This is a genomic window from Arthrobacter rhizophilus, assembly GCF_026241105.1.
Lineage (GTDB): Bacteria > Actinomycetota > Actinomycetes > Actinomycetales > Micrococcaceae > Arthrobacter.
The window spans coordinates 17,708-36,979 of sequence record NZ_JAPFFT010000011.1 but is presented as its reverse complement, the minus strand read 5'-3'; the positions used below and the strand labels follow the sequence as shown (position 1 = coordinate 36,979).

At 63.3% G+C, this 19,272-nt stretch carries 15 protein-coding genes; 7 read left to right on the top strand and 8 right to left on the bottom strand.

Going from position 1 to position 19,272, the window contains the following annotated elements:
* Positions 1-7: 7 nt before the first annotated feature.
* Positions 8-700, top strand: a complete 693-nt coding sequence (locus OOZ51_RS11135; RefSeq protein WP_265979593.1) for an SRPBCC family protein — start codon at positions 8-10, stop codon at positions 698-700.
* Here OOZ51_RS11135 and OOZ51_RS11130 read toward each other — a convergent pair.
* From OOZ51_RS11130 to OOZ51_RS11100, 7 genes are all read right to left on the bottom strand, one after another.
* Entirely contained in the window at positions 697-1,713 is a 1,017-nt protein-coding gene (locus tag OOZ51_RS11130; protein ID WP_265979592.1) for a LacI family DNA-binding transcriptional regulator, read from the bottom strand. The two genes, OOZ51_RS11135 and OOZ51_RS11130, sit on opposite strands and share 4 nt — an antisense overlap.
* Positions 1,714-1,761: 48 nt before the next feature.
* Positions 1,762-3,234 (bottom strand): rhamnulokinase, encoded by a 1,473-nt coding sequence (locus OOZ51_RS11125; RefSeq protein WP_265979591.1) that lies wholly within the window; start codon positions 3,232-3,234, stop codon positions 1,762-1,764.
* Positions 3,231-5,267 carry a bifunctional aldolase/short-chain dehydrogenase gene (locus OOZ51_RS11120; RefSeq protein ID WP_265979590.1) on the bottom strand — a complete coding sequence of 679 codons (2,037 nt, stop codon included), beginning with the start codon at positions 5,265-5,267 and terminating at the stop codon, positions 3,231-3,233. Before OOZ51_RS11120 ends, OOZ51_RS11125 begins: the two co-directional genes overlap by 4 nt.
* 4 nt (positions 5,268-5,271) lie before the next feature.
* Positions 5,272-6,450 (bottom strand): L-rhamnose isomerase, encoded by a 1,179-nt coding sequence (gene rhaI, locus OOZ51_RS11115; RefSeq protein ID WP_265979589.1) that lies wholly within the window; start codon positions 6,448-6,450, stop codon positions 5,272-5,274.
* Between the two features lie 237 nt (positions 6,451-6,687).
* Positions 6,688-7,161, bottom strand: a complete 474-nt coding sequence (locus OOZ51_RS11110; RefSeq protein ID WP_265979588.1) for a MarR family winged helix-turn-helix transcriptional regulator — start codon at positions 7,159-7,161, stop codon at positions 6,688-6,690.
* 220 nt (positions 7,162-7,381) lie between these two features.
* Positions 7,382-8,824, bottom strand: a complete 1,443-nt coding sequence (locus tag OOZ51_RS11105) for an aldehyde dehydrogenase family protein (RefSeq protein ID WP_265979587.1) — start codon at positions 8,822-8,824, stop codon at positions 7,382-7,384.
* A gap of 158 nt (positions 8,825-8,982) precedes the next feature.
* Positions 8,983-9,942, bottom strand: a complete 960-nt coding sequence (locus OOZ51_RS11100; RefSeq protein ID WP_265979585.1) for an AraC-like ligand-binding domain-containing protein — start codon at positions 9,940-9,942, stop codon at positions 8,983-8,985.
* Between the two features lie 259 nt (positions 9,943-10,201).
* Between OOZ51_RS11100 and OOZ51_RS11095 the strand changes: the two genes are divergently transcribed.
* Positions 10,202-11,701, top strand: coding sequence for a GMC family oxidoreductase (locus OOZ51_RS11095; RefSeq protein WP_265979584.1), 1,500 nt, complete (start codon positions 10,202-10,204; stop codon positions 11,699-11,701).
* Between the two features lie 76 nt (positions 11,702-11,777).
* Here OOZ51_RS11095 and OOZ51_RS11090 read toward each other — a convergent pair whose 3' ends face one another.
* A complete protein-coding gene (locus OOZ51_RS11090; protein ID WP_416346372.1) occupies positions 11,778-12,620 on the bottom strand; it encodes a molybdenum cofactor biosynthesis F family protein in 843 nt (280 codons plus the stop codon).
* Positions 12,621-12,898: 278 nt separating this feature from the next.
* Between OOZ51_RS11090 and OOZ51_RS11085 the strand changes: the two genes are divergently transcribed.
* From OOZ51_RS11085 to OOZ51_RS11065, 5 genes are all read left to right on the top strand, one after another.
* Entirely contained in the window at positions 12,899-14,083 is a 1,185-nt protein-coding gene (locus tag OOZ51_RS11085) for an ABC transporter substrate-binding protein (RefSeq protein ID WP_265979580.1), read from the top strand.
* An 81-nt stretch (positions 14,084-14,164) separates the two neighbouring features.
* The gene (locus OOZ51_RS11080) at positions 14,165-15,022 is read left to right on the top strand and encodes a branched-chain amino acid ABC transporter permease (RefSeq protein ID WP_265979578.1); all 858 of its coding nucleotides are present in this window, start codon (positions 14,165-14,167) and stop codon (positions 15,020-15,022) included.
* Positions 15,009-16,826: a branched-chain amino acid ABC transporter ATP-binding protein/permease gene (locus tag OOZ51_RS11075; RefSeq protein ID WP_265979577.1), complete on the top strand. Its 1,818-nt coding sequence runs from the start codon at positions 15,009-15,011 to the stop codon at positions 16,824-16,826. Before OOZ51_RS11080 ends, OOZ51_RS11075 begins: the two co-directional genes overlap by 14 nt.
* Positions 16,823-17,524, top strand: a complete 702-nt coding sequence (locus OOZ51_RS11070) for an ABC transporter ATP-binding protein (protein ID WP_265979576.1) — start codon at positions 16,823-16,825, stop codon at positions 17,522-17,524. Before OOZ51_RS11075 ends, OOZ51_RS11070 begins: the two co-directional genes overlap by 4 nt.
* Positions 17,525-17,611: 87 nt before the next feature.
* Positions 17,612-19,252 carry an amidohydrolase gene (locus OOZ51_RS11065; protein ID WP_265979575.1) on the top strand — a complete coding sequence of 547 codons (1,641 nt, stop codon included), beginning with the start codon at positions 17,612-17,614 and terminating at the stop codon, positions 19,250-19,252.
* Positions 19,253-19,272 lie beyond the last annotated feature (20 nt).

Here is a 19,272-nt window from a genome sequence, read left to right as displayed (position 1 = left end):
GGGAGACGTGGAACTCAAACATCACTTCGTGGTTCCCAGTTCGCTGGAGGACACCTGGCATTCCTTCAACCAGTTGGAAGATATCGCGCCCTGTTTCCCGGGAGCGACCCTCACGTCCGTGAGCGGCGACGAGTTCACTGGAACGGTCAAGGTCAAGCTCGGGCCGATCGCCATGATTTACACCGGCACCGGTGAATTCCTCGAACGCAACGAGGCCACGCACACGGTGGTCATTTCGGCCGCAGGGAAGGACAAACGCGGCAACGGCACCGCTGGCGCCACGGTGACGGCCGTGCTGACGCCCGGCGGCGACGGCACCTCCGTGGACGTGACCACAGACATGAACGTCACCGGCAAACCAGCACAATTCGGCCGCGGCGTCATCCAGGATATCTCGGACAAGTTGCTGGACCAGTTTGTCCAGTGCGTGATCGGGAAGGCGGGCGGCGGGGCCTCAAGGGATGTTGAGCCGGGCTCCGCAGGTCCTGCGGAGCCCGAACCGGCGGCGGTATCCCAGCCTCCGGCGGAGCCTGTGGCGGCACCTGCGCCCGTCGCACCCTCCGCGCCGGCGTCCGAGTTGAATCTGGGCTCGGCCGTGTGGCCCGTCCTCGCGCGCCGCTTCGGCCCTGCCGTGCTCTGCGGCGCCGCCGTCCTGGCCCTGGTCGTCTGGCTGTCCCGGCGGCGCGATAAGGAGATCTAGGAGCGCTGGCTGCTCCTCCGAACAACAAGCTCCGGCATAAACACGACCTGCTGGTGTTCGTGTTCGAGTTCATTGTCGATTTCGTCGAAAAGGAGCTCGGCCGCGCGTTCGCCAATGAGCTGCCGTGGCTGCCTGATGGACGTGAGCGGGATGCTTGATTGGGAGGCGAAGTCAATATCGTCGAAGCCAACAATCGCGATGTCCTCGGGTACCCGGAGCCCGTTCTCGGTAAAGGATTGCAGGAGACCGAGGGCGAGTTGGTCGTTGGCAGCAAAAACCCCGTCAGGGCGCGTGTCCGGCCGGAGATCGTTGATCACGTCGCCAATGTGGCGGCCGCGCTCGAACTTCAGGTTCGGAGTTTCAAACAACTGGAGCCGGACGCCTGCCGCCTCGGTTGCGGCAAGTGCACCATGGTAGCGATCATCAACCTGTTGAAGGGTAAACGGCCCCCCAACAAAGGCTGGACGGGTTGAACCGACGCTCAAGAGGTGCTCCATCGCGGCCCTCCCGCCCGCTGTGTCATCGACTGAAACTGAGCAGAAGTGGCCGGTGCTCGCGAGCCGGTCCACGAGGACTGAAGGTATGCCCCGGGAGCGCATGACCTCAAGACGCTCGATGACATCCCCCAAGGGAGTAATCAGGATGCCTTGGACACGCTGTTGTTCAAAGAGGTCAAGGTAGGACTGCTCCCGGACGCTGTTTTCCGCGCTATTGGCCAGGATGAACGAGTGTTTGTGGGCATCGGCTACGTCCTCGGCTCCGAGCGCCACATCGGTGAAGAAGGGGTTCCGGACATCGAGAACCAGCATGCCCAAGCTCCTGCTGGAACCTGACCGCAGGCTTCTGGCCGATTCGTTGCGCACGAACCCAAGCTGATCGATTGCGGCCAGAACACGGTTCCTCTTGTCGGTTGAGACCTGCTCGGGTTTGTTCAAGACATTTGACACCGTGCCGACGGAAACCTGGGCCAGGACGGCGACATCCTTCAGCTTGGCGCCCAAGTTGTTCGGCACGTCGACCTCCCGCTATATGAATCGAATCAATAAGTGATCCAATACTACTCACTGCCTCAATTCCTGGAGTGCCGCCGTCCCCGCGCGCGCGGGCTCGTAGCGTTGCAGCGCTGAGCTGGAAGCTACCAGCCGGCGTAATTCCTGGAGACTGCGGTGCTCCTTGGTGGCCGCGCGTGCCTGCACCAGGACGTTCCCAAGCGCCGTGGCTTCCACAGGACCAGCAACGACCGACTTGCCGGTGGCATCCGCGGTGAGCTGGCACAAGAGCCGGTTTTGCGAGCCGCCGCCCACGATATGGACCACGGACGTCTGCTTGCCGGAAAGTTCTTCGGCGCGTGCCAGGGTTCTCGCGTAGGCGGTAGCGAGGCTGTCCAGAATGCAACGCACGACGGCGGCCGGACGGTCCGGGAGGACGGCGCCGGTGGCGCGCACGGCGGATCGGATCCGCTCGGGCATGTTGTCCGGCGCGATGAACGCGGGATCGTCTGCGTTGATTTGCGGGCCTCCCGCGGGCAGTGCGGCCGCGGCGTCGAGCAGTGTAGCCAGCGACGGCGCGTAACCGTCAGCAGCCCAGGTGCGCATGCATTCGCTGAGCAGCCATAGCCCGCCCACGTTGCGCAGGTACCTGACGGTGCCGTCGACCCCGCGCTCGTTGGTGAAATTGGCCAGCCGGCTTGCTTCGCCAAGGACCGGGCTGTCCAATTCCACGCCCACCAAGGACCAGGTCCCGGAAGAAATGTAGGCGAAGTCTTCGCGCGACGCCGGCACCGCGGCCACGGCCGAGGCGGTGTCGTGCGATCCCACGGCAACCACCGCAGTCTCCGGCGGCAACCCTGTCCGGGCCGCGATGTCCGGCAGCAGCGTGCCCACGGTTTCGCCGGGCTGAATGATGGCGGGGAACACGTTTTTGGGCAGGCCGAGGGGCTTGAAGAGTTCGGTGGCCCACTCCCCTGCGACCGCGTCGAAGAGCCCGGTGGTGGACGCATTGGTGGCCTCGGTCCGGCGCTGCCCGGTGAGTTTGAACGCGATCAGGTCCGGGATGAGCAACGCCTGGACGCCGCGCAGTTCCCGCTCGGTGGCGAGCTGGTAGATCGTATTGAACTGCAGAAATTGCAGCCCGGTGGTGGCGTAGAGCCGCGCCGGGTCCAGCACCTTGTGGACGTTCGCGACGGCGGTGCGGCCCCGCTCGTCGCGGTAGCTGAACGGCTGCGCGAGGAGTTTGCCGCTGGCATCCACCAGCCCGTAGTCGACTGCCCACGTGTCGATCCCGATGCTGGCGATCCGCTCCCCGCTCGCAGCGGCCGTATCAGCGGCCGCCGCAAGTCCCTTGAGCACCTCCTCGAAGAGGGCATCGAAGTCCCAGTGGAGTCCGCCGTCGAGCTCTACCACGCCGTTGGGGAACCGGTGCACCGTTTCCAGCGAGACCGTCTTTCCTGACACAGGGTCCTCGCCCACGCGGCCAAGCATGACGCGTCCGGAGGACGCTCCGATATCGACGGCGGCGAACAACTGGGCGTTCATCGGAGGAAGGCCGCGGCGACTCCGGCGTCCACCGGGATGTGCAGGCCCGTGGTGTGCGAGAGTTCGTTGCTGGTGAGCACGGCGGCCGCGTTGGCCACGTGCTCGGGCAGGACTTCGCGCTTGAGCAGGGTGCGCTGGGCGTAGTACTTGCCCAGTTCCTGCTCGTCGACCCCATAAACGGCGGCGCGCTTGGCGCCCCAACCGCCGGCGAAGATCCCGGAGCCGCGGACCACGCCGTCGGGGTTGATCCCGTTGACGCGGATGCCGTACTCGCCCAGTTCCGCGGCAAGCAGGCGAACCTGGTGAGCCTGGTCAGCCTTGGTGGCCGAGTAGGCGATGTTGTTCGGACCGGCGAACACGGAGTTCTTTGAGGAAATGTAGACAATGTCCCCGCCCATGCCCTGATCGATCATGACCCTCGCCGCGGCCTTGGAGACCAGGAACGAGCCCTTGGCCATGACGTTATGCTGCAGGTCCCAGTCCTTCTCCGTGGTTTCCAGCAGCGGCTTGGAGATCGACAGGCCCGCGTTGTTCACCACCAGATCCAGCCCGCCGAAGGCCAGGACGGCCTCCTGGACGGCGGCAGCTACCTGGGCCTCGTCGGTGACATCGGCCTGGATTCCGATGGCGACGTCCGCGCCGCCGAGTTCGGCGGCGACAGCCTGCGCGTTGTCCAGGTTGAGGTCCGCGATGACCACGCAGGCGCCCTCTGCCGCGAGGCGGGTCGCGATCGCCTTCCCAATGCCCGACGCCGCGCCCGTCACCAGCGCAATGCGCGTGGCGTGCGACTTGGGCTTCGGCATGCGCGCGAGCTTGGCTTCCTCAAGGGCCCAGTACTCGATCCGGAACTTCTCGGATTCCTCGATCGGGGCGTAGGAGGAAATGGCCTCGGCACCGCGCATCACGTTGATCGCGTTGAGGTAGAACTCCCCCGCGACCCGTGCGGTCTGCTTGTCCTTGCCATAGGAGAACATGCCCACTCCGGGGACCAGGACGATGGCCGGGTCCGCGCCGCGCAGGGCCGGGCTGTTTTCATCGGCGTGGCGGTCGTAATAGGCTTGGTAATCCTCTCGGTATGCGGCGTGGAGTTCCTTGAGGCGCGCGGTGCTCTCCTCGATGCTGGCATCGGCGGGCAGATCCAGGACGAGCGGCTTGACCTTGGTGCGCAGGAAGTGGTCCGGGCAGGAGGTGCCCAGCGCCCCGAGGCGGGGATGCTCGGCGCCTTCGAGGAACTCCAGGACACGCGGATCGTCGCTGAAGTGGCCCACCTGCGGCTTATCGGCCGAAGCGAGGCCACGGATCACGGGAGCCAAGGCGGCCGCCTTCGCGCGACGCTCGGCCTCCGAAAGTGCGGCGTAGCCGGGGAGTTTGGCGCCGAAGGGTTCAGCTTTCCCGTTCTGGGCGATGTAGCGTTCGGCCTGCTCGATGATCCACAGGGAGTTGGCCTCGGCTACCTCGCTGGTGGTGCCCCAAGCGGTGATGCCGTGGCCGCCAAGGATGGTGCCGATTGCCTGCGGGTTGGCTTCCTTGATGGCGGCGATGTCCAGTCCCAGTTGGAAGCCGGGGCGGCGCCAGGGAACCCACTCGACCTTCTCGCCGAAGATCTTGGAGGTCAGCGCTTCGCCGTCCACCGCCGTCGCGATCGCGATGCCGGAGTCCGGGTGCAGATGGTCTACGTGCGCTGCATCGACGAGTCCGTGCATGGCGGTGTCGATCGACGGCGCGGCGCCGCCCTTACCGTGGAGGCAGTAATCGAAGGCGGCCACCATTTCGTCTTCGCGCTCGACGCCGGGGTAAACAACCTTGAGTGCCTGCAGCCGGTCCAGGCGCAAAACAGCCAGGTTTTCGGCCTTCAGGGTGCCCAGGTCGCCGCCGGAGCCTTTGACCCAGAGGAGCTGGACGTCCTCGCCGGTGACCGGATCCTTTTCTGTGCCCTTGGCCGAGGTGTTCCCTCCGGCGAAGTTGGTGTTCCGCTTGTCCGCACCCAGGCGGTTGGAACGGGCGATCAGTTCTTCAACAGTCTTGTAACTCATGTTCCTAAGCGCCCCATCCGGCTTGCTGGCCGCCCACGCGGTCCTCGTTGATCTTCTTCTGATAGCCACTGGCCTTGAACGCCGTCATCGGGTCCGCGGGCAGGCCGCGCGATTCGCGCCACTCGGCCAGGACCGGCCGGACATCGGTGTAGAAGGCATCGTTGAAGATGCCGTTGGCGGCCAGGACATCACCCTCGCGCTGCGCCTCGGCCAGCGCGGCGCCGTCGATAAGCAACGCACGGGCGGTCATTTCCTGGACGTTGAGGACCGAGCGGATCTGGCCCGGGATCTTCTCCTCCAGGTTGTGGCACTGGTCCAGCATGAGGGCGACGCCTGCATTCTCTCCTGCGGACTTGCCGAATCCGCCACCGCGGATGACCTCGTGCATGATACGGAACAACTGGAAAGGATCGGCGGCACCGACGATCAGGTCGTCGTCAGCGTAGAAACGCGAATTGAAGTCGAAGGATCCGAGCTTGCCCAGGCGCAACAACTGCATGACGATGAACTCGATGTTGGTACCCGGGGCATGGTGGCCGGTGTCCAGGCAGACGAAGGCCTTCTCCCCCAAGGCCAGGGTCTGCGCGTAAGAGGTACCCCAGTCCGGAACGTCGGTGTGGTAGAAAGCCGGCTCGAAGAACTTGTATTCCAGCACCAGGCGCTGGTTCTCGCCGAGGGCTGCGTAGATCTCCTGCAGGGACTCGGCCAGGCGATCCTGGCGGCCGCGCATGTCGTCCTGTCCCGGGTAGTTGGTGCCGTCTGCCAGCCAGATCTTCAGGTCCCGGGAACCCGTTGCGTGCATGATGTCGATGCACTCCAGGTGGTGGTCGATGGCGCGGCGGCGCACCGTTGCGTCCGACGACGTGAGGGAACCGAACTTGTACTCATCGTCCTGGAACGTATTGGAGTTGATGGTCCCCAGACCGACGCCAAGGCCGGCCGCGCACTCCCGGAGGGCGGCGTAGTCATCCACTTTGTCCCAGGGGATGTGCAGTGCCACAGTCGGTGCAAGGCCCGTCAGTTCGTGGACCTTCGCGGCGTCGGCGAGCTTCTCCTGGATAGTCCGCGGCGTGCCGGGCGTGCCGAACACTTTGAAGCGGGTGCCCGAGTTGCCGTAGGCCCACGAGGGAACCTCGATGGCCAGCTCTTCCAACCGGCCCAGCGCCGTTGCTACGTCTTTCATGATGGTTGGTTCTCGCATTCCGTGGTGTCCAGCGTGAAGCCCGGGAGTCTCGGGCCTCAGATCAATGTTTGGATTGTTTGAATCGTTTCATTAATACGATTCAAACTACGCGTTCCTTGAGAAGGTTGTCAAGAGTCAAGTCCTGGTGCGGCGGGGTCTTGGACGAATTGACAGCCCGCGGTGAGGGGACAGTGCGCGATAGGCGTGCCGCCGTCGACGTTCCCGCTCGTTGCGCGATTAGTCTTCGCGCCGCGCGGGCGCGTAGGGGACGTCGGCAGTGACGCCTGCGGGTACTTGTCGGCCTGCCAGCTCGCGCACCAGCACTTTCAACTCATGCCTGAACATCGAAGTATCGATGGACACTTGGGCGAGGACTTGCTGCTCCGATTCGGCAGCCCGCTCCAACGCATCCGTGCCGGCGTCGGTCAGTGACACGACGTGCACCCTGCGGTCCTCGGAACCGCGGTGGCGCGTGATGTGGCCGTGGGCTTCGAGTCTATTGAGGGTCTGGCCCATGGTCTGGGCCTGTACCCGCACAATCTGGGCCAGGGTGGTCTGGGTGATGGGACCGGTGGCTGCAAGGACTTCCATCGCTATGACGCCAGCATGGGTAAGGCCGATCGACCTGAGGTTTTCATCCCAGGCGTGTTCCACCAGCCGGGCCGCTGTAGACAACAAGCGCCCCGTGGGCCACCGCTCAATGTCCGGCATGTCTCCATTGTAGATGCGGGGGGATTTTGGGGGGTGGGGTGGGTTAACTACTCCTGTGGCCGCCACTCCCGTTGATAGAGGCGGCATTCGAATTCAGTAGGCTGAGGCCAAAATTGTCTTCGACAGGGACTACTAATGTTTGGATTGAGCCGGTGACGCCCTTGGTTCGGTGGGGCCGAGTTGTTCGGTAGGGTCGGGGCGCCTTGGAGTGTGATGGCCTTCATGCTCCGTAGTGCATCCAGACGCCTTTGACTTCGGTGTAGGCGTCGATCGAATATGGACCCATTTCACGGCCCCATCCACTCGACTTGAAGCCACCCCAGGGTGCTGCCATGTCCGGGATGGGAGGCATGTTGACAAAGATGGCTCCGGCCCGGATACCATTCGCGAGTCGATGGGCGGCGCCGAGGTCCTTCGTCCAAACCGTGGCGGCAAGACCATAGTCAGTGTCGTTCGCGCGATTGATGAGCTCTTGCAGCTCGTCGTCGTCATCGTAGGCCATGATGGACAGGACCGGTCCGAAAATCTCATCCGTGGCGATGGTCATAGTGTCCTTGACGCCAGCGAAGACCGTGGGCTGGAAAAAGTAACCGGTTTCCGCGGCCCGCCTGCCGCCCGTGATGAGTTCGGCACCTTGCGGAACTCCTGTAGCCACGAGCCGTTCAACGTGTGCCAGGTGTTCGGCGGAGACCAGCGGTCCGAGCTGGGTGCTGGCGTCGAGGCCCGAGCCCAGCGTCAGCCCGTCCATTCCTGCAGCGATCTTTTCAACAAACTCGGCTTCGCGGGTCTTATTGACGTAGAAGCGGCTGTAGGCGGCGCAGACTTGCCCAGTGTTGAGTGTTCCACCGGCGATGCTACCTGCCACGGCAGCATCGATGTTGGCGTCGACGGCGATGATGGAGGGGTTCTTCCCGCCGAGTTCGAGGGTGACGCGCTTGAGGTTGTTGGCGGAGCCTCGGACGATGGACTTGCCGACGGCGGTGGAGCCGGTGAAAGAGACCTTGTCGACTCCCGCGTGGTCCACGAGGGCAGCACCGGTAGAACCGTCGCCGGTAGTCAAGTTGATGACGCCTGACGGGAATCCGGCTTGGGCAGCCAGTTCCACCAGCCGGATAGCGGTCAGCGGGGTCTGCTCGGCTGGCTTGATGACAACAGTGTTACCGGTAGCAAGCGCCGGAGCCAGCTTCCAGGCGAGGATCATGAGAGGGAAGTTCCAAGGAGTGATCAACGCACAAACACCGATGGGTTCGCGCCTGGTGTAGTGCAGGGTATCCGGGAAGGAGATAGGCGACGTGGTCCCCTCGATTTTGGTGACCCAGCCGGCGTAATAGCGGAAGTGCTCTGCCGCGCCTTTGACCGAGACAGCCCTGGAGATACCGATCGGCTGTCCCTGATCCTTCGTCTCCAACTCGGCAAGTTCCTCTGCGTGCTGGCTGATCAGGTCCGCGAGGCGGAATAGCAATGCTGCGCGTTGGACCGGAAGGAGATTCCGCCAGTCGGGGTTGTTGAAGGCCGCGCGTGCCGCATTGACGGCGTTGTCCACATCGCTGCTACTGGCGAATGCGACCTCCTTCAGCACCTCTTCTGTAGCTGGGTTGATCGTCGCGATCGAACCGCCATTTGCTGCGACCCATTCGCCATCGATGAACAGCTTCGTTGCCATATCGGAACTCCCTCTTCAAGTGCGACGTTTGCGGGCGTTCATTTGCCTGCGCCCTTGCCTTGACTATGACGCAGGGCACAAGGGCAGGTCTTGTCTGTGGCGGCATGCCACTTGACCATGGACGAAGGTTGCGGAGCCTTGGGGCAGTGGATCTTTGTTCAGGACTCGTTGCGGTAGCCAGTGGGCGAATTGCCGAAGGCCGCTCGGAAGATACGGCTGAAGTGCGCAGCATCCGTAAAACCCCAGCGGGCCGCGACGGCCGACACGGGACGGCCTGCCAGCACGGGATCCCGCAGGTCACGCCGGCAGCGTTCAAGCCTGCGTTGCCTGATGGAAGCAGCCACGGTGGTGTCAATCTCCTGGAAGAGGTCGTGCAAGTGTCGGGTCGAGATGTAGTGCGCCGCCGCGATCAAACCCGGACCCAACTCCGGATCGCCGAGATTGCTTTCGATGTAGTCATGGATCCTGCTCAGCAACAACAAGTGAGGGTCGCGACCGGCCTCGACCAGTTGGTCGAGCTCCCCGTTGAACAAGGTAGTCACCAGGTCCAGGGCGTTATGGGCCAGGCGAAGGCCGTTGGCGCCGGACAACGCTTCCAGATTGTCTGCCAGACGCACCAGAAAGGGGCTGATGAGCTCACCCAAGCCCTGGTCGCCGGGGATGCGCATCGCGGTGACTTGCACCATGGCTTCAACCGGGAGATCCAATAGCCCGTAGGGAAACATGAGCACGAGGGTCCGGAACTCGCTGTCGAAGGAAAGTTCGTACGGCCTGGAGGTGTCATAGATAGCGAGGTCGCCGGGGCTTAGCACGGCTTCGCGTTCATCCTGCACGAGGCGGCCGGTGCCCGATAGCTGGATGCTCAGTTTGAAATAGCGTTCCGTGGACTTTGCAATCAGGGCAGGCGTCCTGACCACAGTGTGCCGGCCGGCCTTGACCTCAATAACGGAGATATCACCGAGCACCCGGGAGCGCATGGTCCCGTGGAAAGTGGCAGCATCGTTCGAACGGACCATCAGCGGCACGAACGACTCCGAGATGGCGCGGCTCCAGTCCTGGAAACTGTCAGCCACGACTGTCTGAACTGTGGCAGAACCGGCATCGGCCACGGCGATCATCAAACTCCTTCTTAAGTGCCCCTCGCCCCGCAGACCCTGGGCTGCCGGGTGTGAGCTTGGCCGCAATTCTACACTCCTGTGATTCGAAGCATGGCGCGTGCATGGTTCGACAAGAACCTTGCTTTGTGAGACAAGTCACATACTGCGTTCCCGGTGCAGGATTGCTCATGATGGCCAGCGGCCAGTTGGCCGTGACAGCAGAAGAGGCCTAGCCGGGGCCGGACATGCCATTCTCAAAGCAGGCTGAAGGGAAGCGCCCATGACCACGCCGAAATCCGTCATTGTCGTCGGAGCAGGATCTGCGGGATGCGTCGTCGCCCGCCGGCTCGCCGATGCGGGGGTGCACGTTAGGGTGCTCGAAGCCGGAGGCGAGGACAGCAATCCGGCAATCCACGATCCCAGCCGGATGGGTGAGCTATGGCACAGCGCCGACGACTGGGACTACTACACAGTTCCGCAGGAGCATGCATCTGGCAGGCGTCTCCATTTGCCGCGAGGCAAGGTGCTGGGCGGATCCCACTCACTGAACGCAATGATCTGGGTCCGTTGCGCCCCGGCCGACTTCGACCATTGGGCGGCCGAAGGCAACGACGGCTGGTCCTGGGCGGATGTACTGCCTATCTACCAGCAGATCGAGGCACTTCCCGGCGACGACGGCATGCTCGACGTGAGCGACGACTATCCGCTGGATCCCATCCAGGGCGCCGTGATCGATGCCGCCGTCGAGATCGGCCTTGAGCGCAACCCGAACTACAACAGCGGCCGGCTTGATGGTGTGTCGCAGCAGCAGCTCACCATCCGCGATGGCAAGAGATTGAATACCTACATCGCGTATCTCAAGCCCGTGCTAGGTGCACCCAACGTGGAACTTGAACCCGGCTGCCATATACACCGGCTCCTGCTTGAGAACGGACGCGTGAGCGGGGTCGAATACGAGCGCGACCGGGAGCTGCTGAGGGCCTACGCGGATGAAGTCATTTTGTGCGCCGGGGCGATCGACTCGCCCCGAATCCTGCTGCGGAGTGGGATCGGGCCGGCCGAAGAGCTCGCGGATCTTGGCATCGCCCCCGTTCACGATCTCCCTGGCGTCGGAAAGAACTTGCACGATCACTTGCTTGCCCCCGTCATTTTCACCACAACCCGAGATATTGACGCGCCGCGTCCGGGCGTTTCGATCACCCAAAGCCACCTGTTCTGGAAGAGCCATCCGGACCTTGACGTGCCGGATACGCAACCTATCCATTTCAGCGTTCCGATGTACCAGGACGACATGACGGGGCCGGACCGCAACGCGTTCACCCTCATGGCCGGGATCGTCAGCCCGTTGAGCCGCGGAAGCATCCGGCTGTCGGGTAGCGATCCACACGATCCATTGTTGATCGACCTCGCGGCCCTGAACGAGGAGGAGGACGTGCGTGCGCTCGTCGCCTCCCTCCGCCAATGCCGCGCGATCGGCGCTGCTTCTGCCCTCGCCGGGGCCTGGGGCGCTCAGGAACTGTACCCAGGTCCCGCCGTCGTCGACGATGAAGGATTGCGCGACTATGTGCGCCGCCGTGCGGTGACCTACCACCACCAGGTGGGAAGCTGCAAAATGGGAGTCGACGCCCTCGCCGTGGTGGACCCACGCCTTCGCGTGCACGGACTGGCGGGCTTGTATGTAGCGGACGCCTCGATCATGCCGCGCATCACCACCGGCAACACCAATGCGCCGTCCATCATGATCGGGGAAAAGGCCGCGAAGTACATTCTGGAGGACTGAGAACACACCCGCGACGTGAACCGCACGCGACTTCCGGCGCGGTCCTTCTTTGGGGGCCGCGCCGGCGGCGTGCCAATCAGCGCGCCGGGTCGAACTCCTCAGGGTGCACTGTGGTCGAAATCAAGCGGCCGAACGCACCAAATGTGAAGTGCGTTGGCACCTCGCCCGACTCGTCGAGTCCGAACAATGCGCCGTGGGAGCGGATGCTCCGGACGTTGCGATGGTCGGCAATGGTTACCGAAGCACAGGGGATGACTTTCTCGCGCCAGGCAAACACGAAAATGCCCGGACGGATCTCGTAGACCGTGTTCTCGTCAGTGTCGGCAAGGCCCTTCTCAGGACCAGCGAGGCACTGCCACGTGTACCACTCGGGGCTCAAGTAGATGTGTTCGTAAGCGTGCTCGGGGCTGTAGACCCACAGGACCCGCCGGCCAATCAGGGCGCGGCTCGGGACGGGCGCTGGGCCGATCGTCGGAACCTCGGCGATGGTGCCGGCGTCGAACAGTTGCTTCACACGGGTGCCCCGGGAATTCTCTTCGTCGATGATCGTGACCACTGTCAGGGAACGCCCCGATTTCAGATCCAGCACGAGGCTGACGGCGTCGAGTGGACGCACCTGCGTCTGGAACTGGACGAAGTAGAGCCCTCCGTCCACCATGAATGCCTCGTACGAATCATCCCCGTGCTCATCGCCGTGCGGGTCGCCGTCGGCTGCGTCGTAATCCCAGTTCACGCGGTCTTCGGTAAAGGTATGTGTAATGACAGATCCGTTGGATGCATTGATGGCGATAGTCCGCCCGGTTAGGTCCGGCGAGTGAGGCGCCTTATTGGCATCGAAACCCGGAGCCAGGCCATCCAAGGGCAGCCAGTTGGCGGTGTCGAGAAGATTCACGGTCGTGTGGTTCCTTCCAGTTCTCAGCCAGCGAGCGCTGGCACTGCTTTGAGTATTGGGCGGATGGAAGTGCAAAGTCTTGTCTACAAGGGAAGGGCACTTGACCTCAGCGGAACGGATTGCGCACCAGTGTCAGCATCAATTCCGCCCCTCAGCTGTGCCGATTTGGACAAGTGAAGTTCACTCACAGACAAGTCCTCGGCGCGGGGCCAATTTACGCTGGACCATACCGTCGCGCCGAAGTGATCCATCCCACAGTGCCGATGTTCACCTGAATTGCCGCTCCGAGAGAATTGAGAGCCTTCATGATTTCCAAGCTGACGAAAATCGGTGCAATCGCCATGGCCAGCGCCCTGCTGATGACTGCCTGCGGCGAGGACACCAACAGCACCAAGGCAGCCGCGGCCGGAGACGACATCGTCGTTGGCTCCGTCAACGCGCTGAGCGGCGGAGCAACGTTTCCCGAGGCTTCGGCGGCATCCAAAGCCGTCTTCGATGCCTTCAACGCTTCCGGCGGAATCAACGGCAAAAAGATCAACTACGTCATCACGGACGACAAGGGAGATCCCTCCACCGCATCGCAATCTGCCCGGGACGTCGTTGAGTCCAAGAAGGCCGTGGCCATGGTGGGTTCGGCCAGCCTGCTGGATTGCGATGTCAACGCCAAGTACTACCAGCAGAACAAGATCCTCTCCCTGCAGGGAACCGGCGTGGACCCCGCATGCTTCTCCAGCCCGGCGGTCTCGCCTGTCAACGTCGGCCCGTTCCTCGATACCGAAATGACCCTGACGTACGGCTCTGAGAAGCTGGGCCTCACGGACATCTGCGGGTTCCTGGAAATTGCAGGCAGCACGGGCCCCGCCTACAAGGCGGCCATCGACAACTGGTCTAAGAAGACCGGCAAGAGCCTGAAATTCCTGGACGACAGCGTTCCCTTGGGCAGCCCCGATTTCACGCCCCAGGTGATCAAGGCAAAGAACTCCGGCTGCAAAGCTGTCTCCATCAATGCCATTGAGCCGGACGCGATTGGCCTGCTCAAAGCCGCTGAAGCCCAGGGCCTTACAGATGTGACGTGGCTGTTCCTGACGTCTACTTACACCAGTGAATTCGCCAAGGCTGCGGGCAGCGCAGGCAAGGGCGTGTACGTCCCCGCGGAGTTCGCGCCGTTCACCGACCCGAACGAAGCTGCCAACAAGGACTGGCGGGCCCTGATGGAAAAGAACAACATTCCGCTGACGTCCTTCGCCCAAGGTGGATATCTGGCCGCAACCTACTTCATCGAGGTCCTCAAGGGCATCAAAGGTGACATCACACGCCAGTCCGTTACGGATGCGCTACTCGCGATGAAACCGATCGAAAACCCCATGGTCGGCACGCCGTATGTCTTCGGCCCCGGGGACAAGCATGGCTCCAACACGGCCGCATGGCCGGTCCAGCTCAAGGACGGGGCGTGGGTCAAGGCCTCCGATACCTGGATGCGCCAGAACTAGCGGTCTCCAGCAGGGTGCCGGTGATCGGTCCTGCAAAGCCGGAACCAGCACTTGCCAAATGTTTGAGAAAGAAAGGACACCATGCTCCAAGGCGCATCGGCCGGCCTGGCCGCCGGAGGACTCTACGCGGTGATCGCCGTGTGTTTGACCCTCATGGCGAGACTTGTGCGGGTCGTGAACTTTTCCCAAGTGGCCATCGGCATGTTTGCCGCCTATCTGGCGGTGATCTTCGCCGAGCAACACCTCCCCCAGTGGGCGGCAACCGCGGCCGGCGTCTGCGTCGGCGCGGTCGTCTCCGGCCTGATCGGCTGGATCATTGCGCAGTGGCTTCCCGAAGCCGGGATCGGGGCCCGCTCAGCAGTTTCAGTCGCTTCCCTGCTGCTTCTGGTCTCCTTGTCGTTCATTCTCTTCGGCAGCAAGCCCAAGACTTTCAAATCCCTACTTCCGGGGCCGGCCTTCAGCATGGGCAACGTTGTGGTGACCCAGGTGACGGTGGTCATGGTGGCATTGGCCTTGGCAGTCGCGGTCGGATGCCATGTGCTGCTCACCAAGAGCAAGATCGGCACCAAACTGCGCGCTCTGTCAGAACGCCCGACGACGGCGGAACTTCTGGGAGTGCCGGCCAAGGGCCTGAGCATCGCCGTATGGGCAGGCACCGGCCTCATCAGTGCGGCCGCGGTGTCCATCGTGGCGCCGACCCAGACGAATGACCCCATTTCCCTTTCCTTCATCATTGTTCCGGCCTCGGCCGCGGCATTGCTCGGCGGCTTCCGCAGGCTTGACCTGGCTGTCGTCGGCGGATTGGCCCTGGGCATGTTGCAAGGTGCCTTGGCCCAGTTCGAGCAAATGTCCGTTCTCCGCTACTGGGTTCCGTTCCTGATCATTGTCGTTTTCCTGCTGTGGGCAGAGAGAAAGGAAGTCTGGGATGTTGCGCGCTAACTCCCTTCTGGCCCGCGAGCGCATGAAACCCCTTGCGATCGCTGTTGCCTGCGTCCTGGTCGGCTGGCTCCTCAGCGCGGTCCTGCCCGCCTACTTCGTCTTCCTCGGCACCACCGCGATCGTCGCCATGATCTCCCTGCTAGGCCTCGGCATTGTCACCGGGAGTGCCGGAATGATGGCCCTGTGCCAGCTCAGCTTTGCCGCAGTGGGCGCCTGGGCTGTGTCCTGGCTTAATTCCGTGGATGCTCCGGGCGGCCTGGTGGTGTGGCTCCCGCTAGGCGGGCTGGCCGCGGCAGCTGCGGGCGTCGTCGTCGGCCTTCCAGCACTCCGCCTCCGGGGCGTGAACCTGGCGGTGGTCACCCTCGGCTTTGCGGCGGCCGCAGACCTAACCCTGGGCAAGATCCAATTCCCCGGAACCCAAACGGGGATCCAAGTGGCTCGTCCGGATCTTTTTCCCGGCGACCGCCGGTACTTCCTCTTCGCCGTGATTGTCCTGGCGCTGTGCAGCCTCCTGGTCCACTATCTCCAGGCGAGCCGCTGGGGAAGCGGTTGGAAGTTCGTCGCCTTCTCGGAGCGCGGAACGGCTTCGGCCGGGACAAGCGTTACCGTGACTAAACTGACCGCCTTTGGGGCAGGTGCGTTCCTGGCAGGAGTCGGCGGAGGGCTGCTCTCCGGCCAAGTGGGGCTCGTTTACCCCAGCAGTTTCACCACCATCCAGTCCCTGGCCCTCTACGTCCTGGCGATTGTCTCGGGCTCCTACCTGATCGACATGGCCGTGCTCGGCGGGATCCTCTGGGTGCTCGTTCCGGAATTGCTCAAGCGCTTTGGGATTTCGCAGGACTGGGGGTTTGTCATCTTCGGCGCCCTCGGCATTCAGTCCCTGACAACCGGCTCCAACCTCGGCGCCGACCTCCGCGCCATGTGGTGGCGCAGGACCCAGAGGCGCCGCAAGTCTGCGGAGGCGCCGGCAGCCGCTGACGCTGCTCGGGCACCTGCCGTGCCGGACGCCGGAACCAAGGTCCCTGCGGCGACCAGCCAGACGTCGGCGGTCCCGGCTGCGGTGAGGCGTCCGACGTCGTCGGCTGTGTCGGGGGCCGGCGCGCTGCTTTCGGTGCGCGGACTGTCAGTCACGTTCGGCCACGTGACGGCGCTCAGCGAGGTGGATCTGGACCTCACCGAGGGCTCCGTCACAGGGCTAATGGGCCCCAACGGGGCTGGAAAATCGACCATGGTTGACGCCCTCGCCGGGTTCCTGCCGCAACACCAGGGAACCATCCAGTTGGCCGGCCAGTCCCTCAACGGGCTCTCGCCTATGGACCGCGCCAGGTTGGGAATCCGAAGGACCTTCCAACAGGACCGCGTACCGCCGACGCTTAGCGTCGGCGCCTATGTCCGCTTCATCGCACGCGGACAGGCTTCGGACGAGCGCGTCGAGGAACTCTTGAGATTCTTCAACTGCCCGCCGCCGTCGACGCAACTGGCGAGGGTCGACGTCGGGACGCGCAGGCTGATCGAGGTCGCGGCCAATATGGCGGCGTCGCCGCGCCTCCTGCTGCTTGACGAGCCAGCCGCAGGGTTGTCCCACGAAGAACACGTTTCCTTCGCCGAGCAGTTGGTCCAGTTGCCCGATCGCTTTGGAACCACGCTGTTGCTGATCGAACACGATCTGGACATGGTCCGCTCCGTCTGCAACGACTTGGTGGTCTTGAATTTCGGCGAGGTCATCGCATCCGGCCAGCGCGACGACGTCCTAGCAAATCCGCAGGTCATGACTGCCTACATGGGCGAATTGGAGGTCTCATGAGCGAGTTGATCCTCGACGACGTGAGCGTCAGCAGGGGATCCGGTCCCGTGGTGTCCGGCGTCTCGTTGGTAGTGAAACCGGGCTCCCTGTTGACTCTGGTTGGCCCGAACGGTGCAGGGAAGACCAGCCTGCTGGAGTCGATTTCGGGCATCGTTTCCACCAGCAAGGGGAATATGTCCCTTGACGGTGTTCCGTTGGGCAAATTGTCCAGGATCAAGCGTTCGCGCTTGGGACTTGTCCATGTGGAGCAAGGCCGCACGGTCTTCCCCTCCCTGACCGTCCAAGAGAACCTGGAACTGACGGCCAAGTCTCCTACTGGGGTTGATGAAGCCCTTGAGCTCTTCCCTGAGCTGCAAAAACGGCGGAGTTCTGCGAGCGGCCTGCTCTCTGGCGGTGAGCAGCAAATGGTTGTCCTTGCCCGGGCCTTCGCTGCGCGGCCCAAGTACCTTCTGATCGACGAAATGTCCCTCGGGCTGGCTCCCGTGGTTTTCCTGCGGCTCTTGCCCATCATTCGGCACATCGCGGATTCGGGCGTCGGCATCCTGATGGTGGAACAATTCGCGCAACTGGCACTGAAGATTGCGGACGAAGCCATCGTGGTGACTGGCGGGCGGGTGACCTATGGGGGCCCGGCCGAACCGTTGATGACCGACCCCGCGCTGCTGCACCGCGCTTACCTCGGAATGGCGGAAGTCTAGTTTCGCACCCTGTCGGGGCCCGACGCCGGCCCTCATCAAAGCGACAGCCTGCCGGATGTGCAGGCCTCACCGAGCAAAGGACACACCATGTCACTGCAGATCTTTGTCAACGCGGTCATCCGGACGCAGGACCCGAGGCGTCCATGGGCCCACTCCATGGCCGTTTCCGACGGCCAGCTTGTGGCGTTCGACGCTGACGCCGAGGCACTTGTGGGCGACGACACCGAAGCTGTGGACCTGGACGGCGCCTTCCTCATGCCCGGCCTGATCGACATCCACAACCACCATTCCCTGGCGGGGGCCGCCGATCTGTTCGAATGCAATTTCCTTCCAACCGATGGCGTAGACACCATTCTGGAGACGGTTGCCCACTGGAGCGCGACCCTCGAACCCGGGGCCTGGGTAATCGGAGGCAGCTGGGGCAGCGGCCTGTTCGAACAACTCTCTCGCTTGGACACGCTTGCCCGGCTCGACGAGGCCAGCGGAGGACGACCGGTCCTGCTCAAGGACGACAGCAAACACAACCGCTGGGTCAATTCCGCCGCCATGGCATTGGCTGGGATCGATGCGACCACCAGCGACCCTGAAGGAGGCGAAATCCTCCGCGACGCGGCTACCGGGCTCCCCACGGGTGTCCTGATCGAGGCTGGTGGCGTGTTGGTTGAGCGGGTCGTGGCAGCATCCCAGGGATACAGCCTGGAACAGATGGCGCGCGCGTGCGCCCGTGGCATCGAGATTCTCCACTCCTACGGCGTCACAACCTTCCAGGACGCAGCAACCTCGCTGCAAATAATGGAAGCGCTGCGGCACCTGGACCAGACCGACGCTTTGGAGGCCTGGGTGGTCAGTTCCATGCAGGTCAACGACTTCATCTTCGGTACAACCCCGCTGGGCGAGGAACTGGTCTCCAGGGGTGAGGAATTCCGAACCACCCACCACCGTCCCGACTTCATCAAGATCTTCCTCGACGGCGTGCCGCCGTCCCGCACGGCAGCTTTCTTGGAGCCCTACCTGCCGGACGAGCACCACGCGCACGACTTCGCCGGCTACACAACCATGCCTGCCGAAGACCTCGAAGGATGGCTCCGCCGGACTGCAAAATCCGGCATCTCGGCCAAAATCCACTGCACCGGCGACGCTTCGGTCCGCATGGTGCTCGACGCCGTCCAAACCATCCGGGACGAAGGCTTCCACGAGGCGAAATACCAGATAGCCCACGGCCAGTTCATCCACGAAGACGATCTCCCCCGATTCGCAGCGTTGGACGTCAGCGCTGACATTTCGCCGTCGCTCTGGTTTCCTGGAGTTATTTACGAAGCCATCAAAACGGTCCTCCCGCTGGAACGCGCCACGAAGATGCAGCCCAATCGCGACCTTCTGGACAGCGGCGCGACCATCGGCGGGGGCTCGGACTGGCCCGTCAGCGTCTCCCCCAATGCATGGGAGGCCATCCAAGGGCTCATCACCCGTGCCGACCCCACGGGACAATTCCTTGGAACCCTCTGGCCCGAACAAGCCATCACTCTCGAAGAGGCGCTGGCCTGCTACACGACCGCGCCCGCGCGAATGCTCGGACTATCGGATCAGCTTGGCTCCTTGGAACCGGGCAAAGCCGCAGACTTCATCCTGCTCGACCAGAACCCCTTCGAGGTGGATCCTAACGCGCTCGGCAAGACTCAGACCATCCAAACCTGGTTCGCCGGCAAGCAAGTCTTCCAACGCGCCTGACCCCACAGACAGGAGGAAAT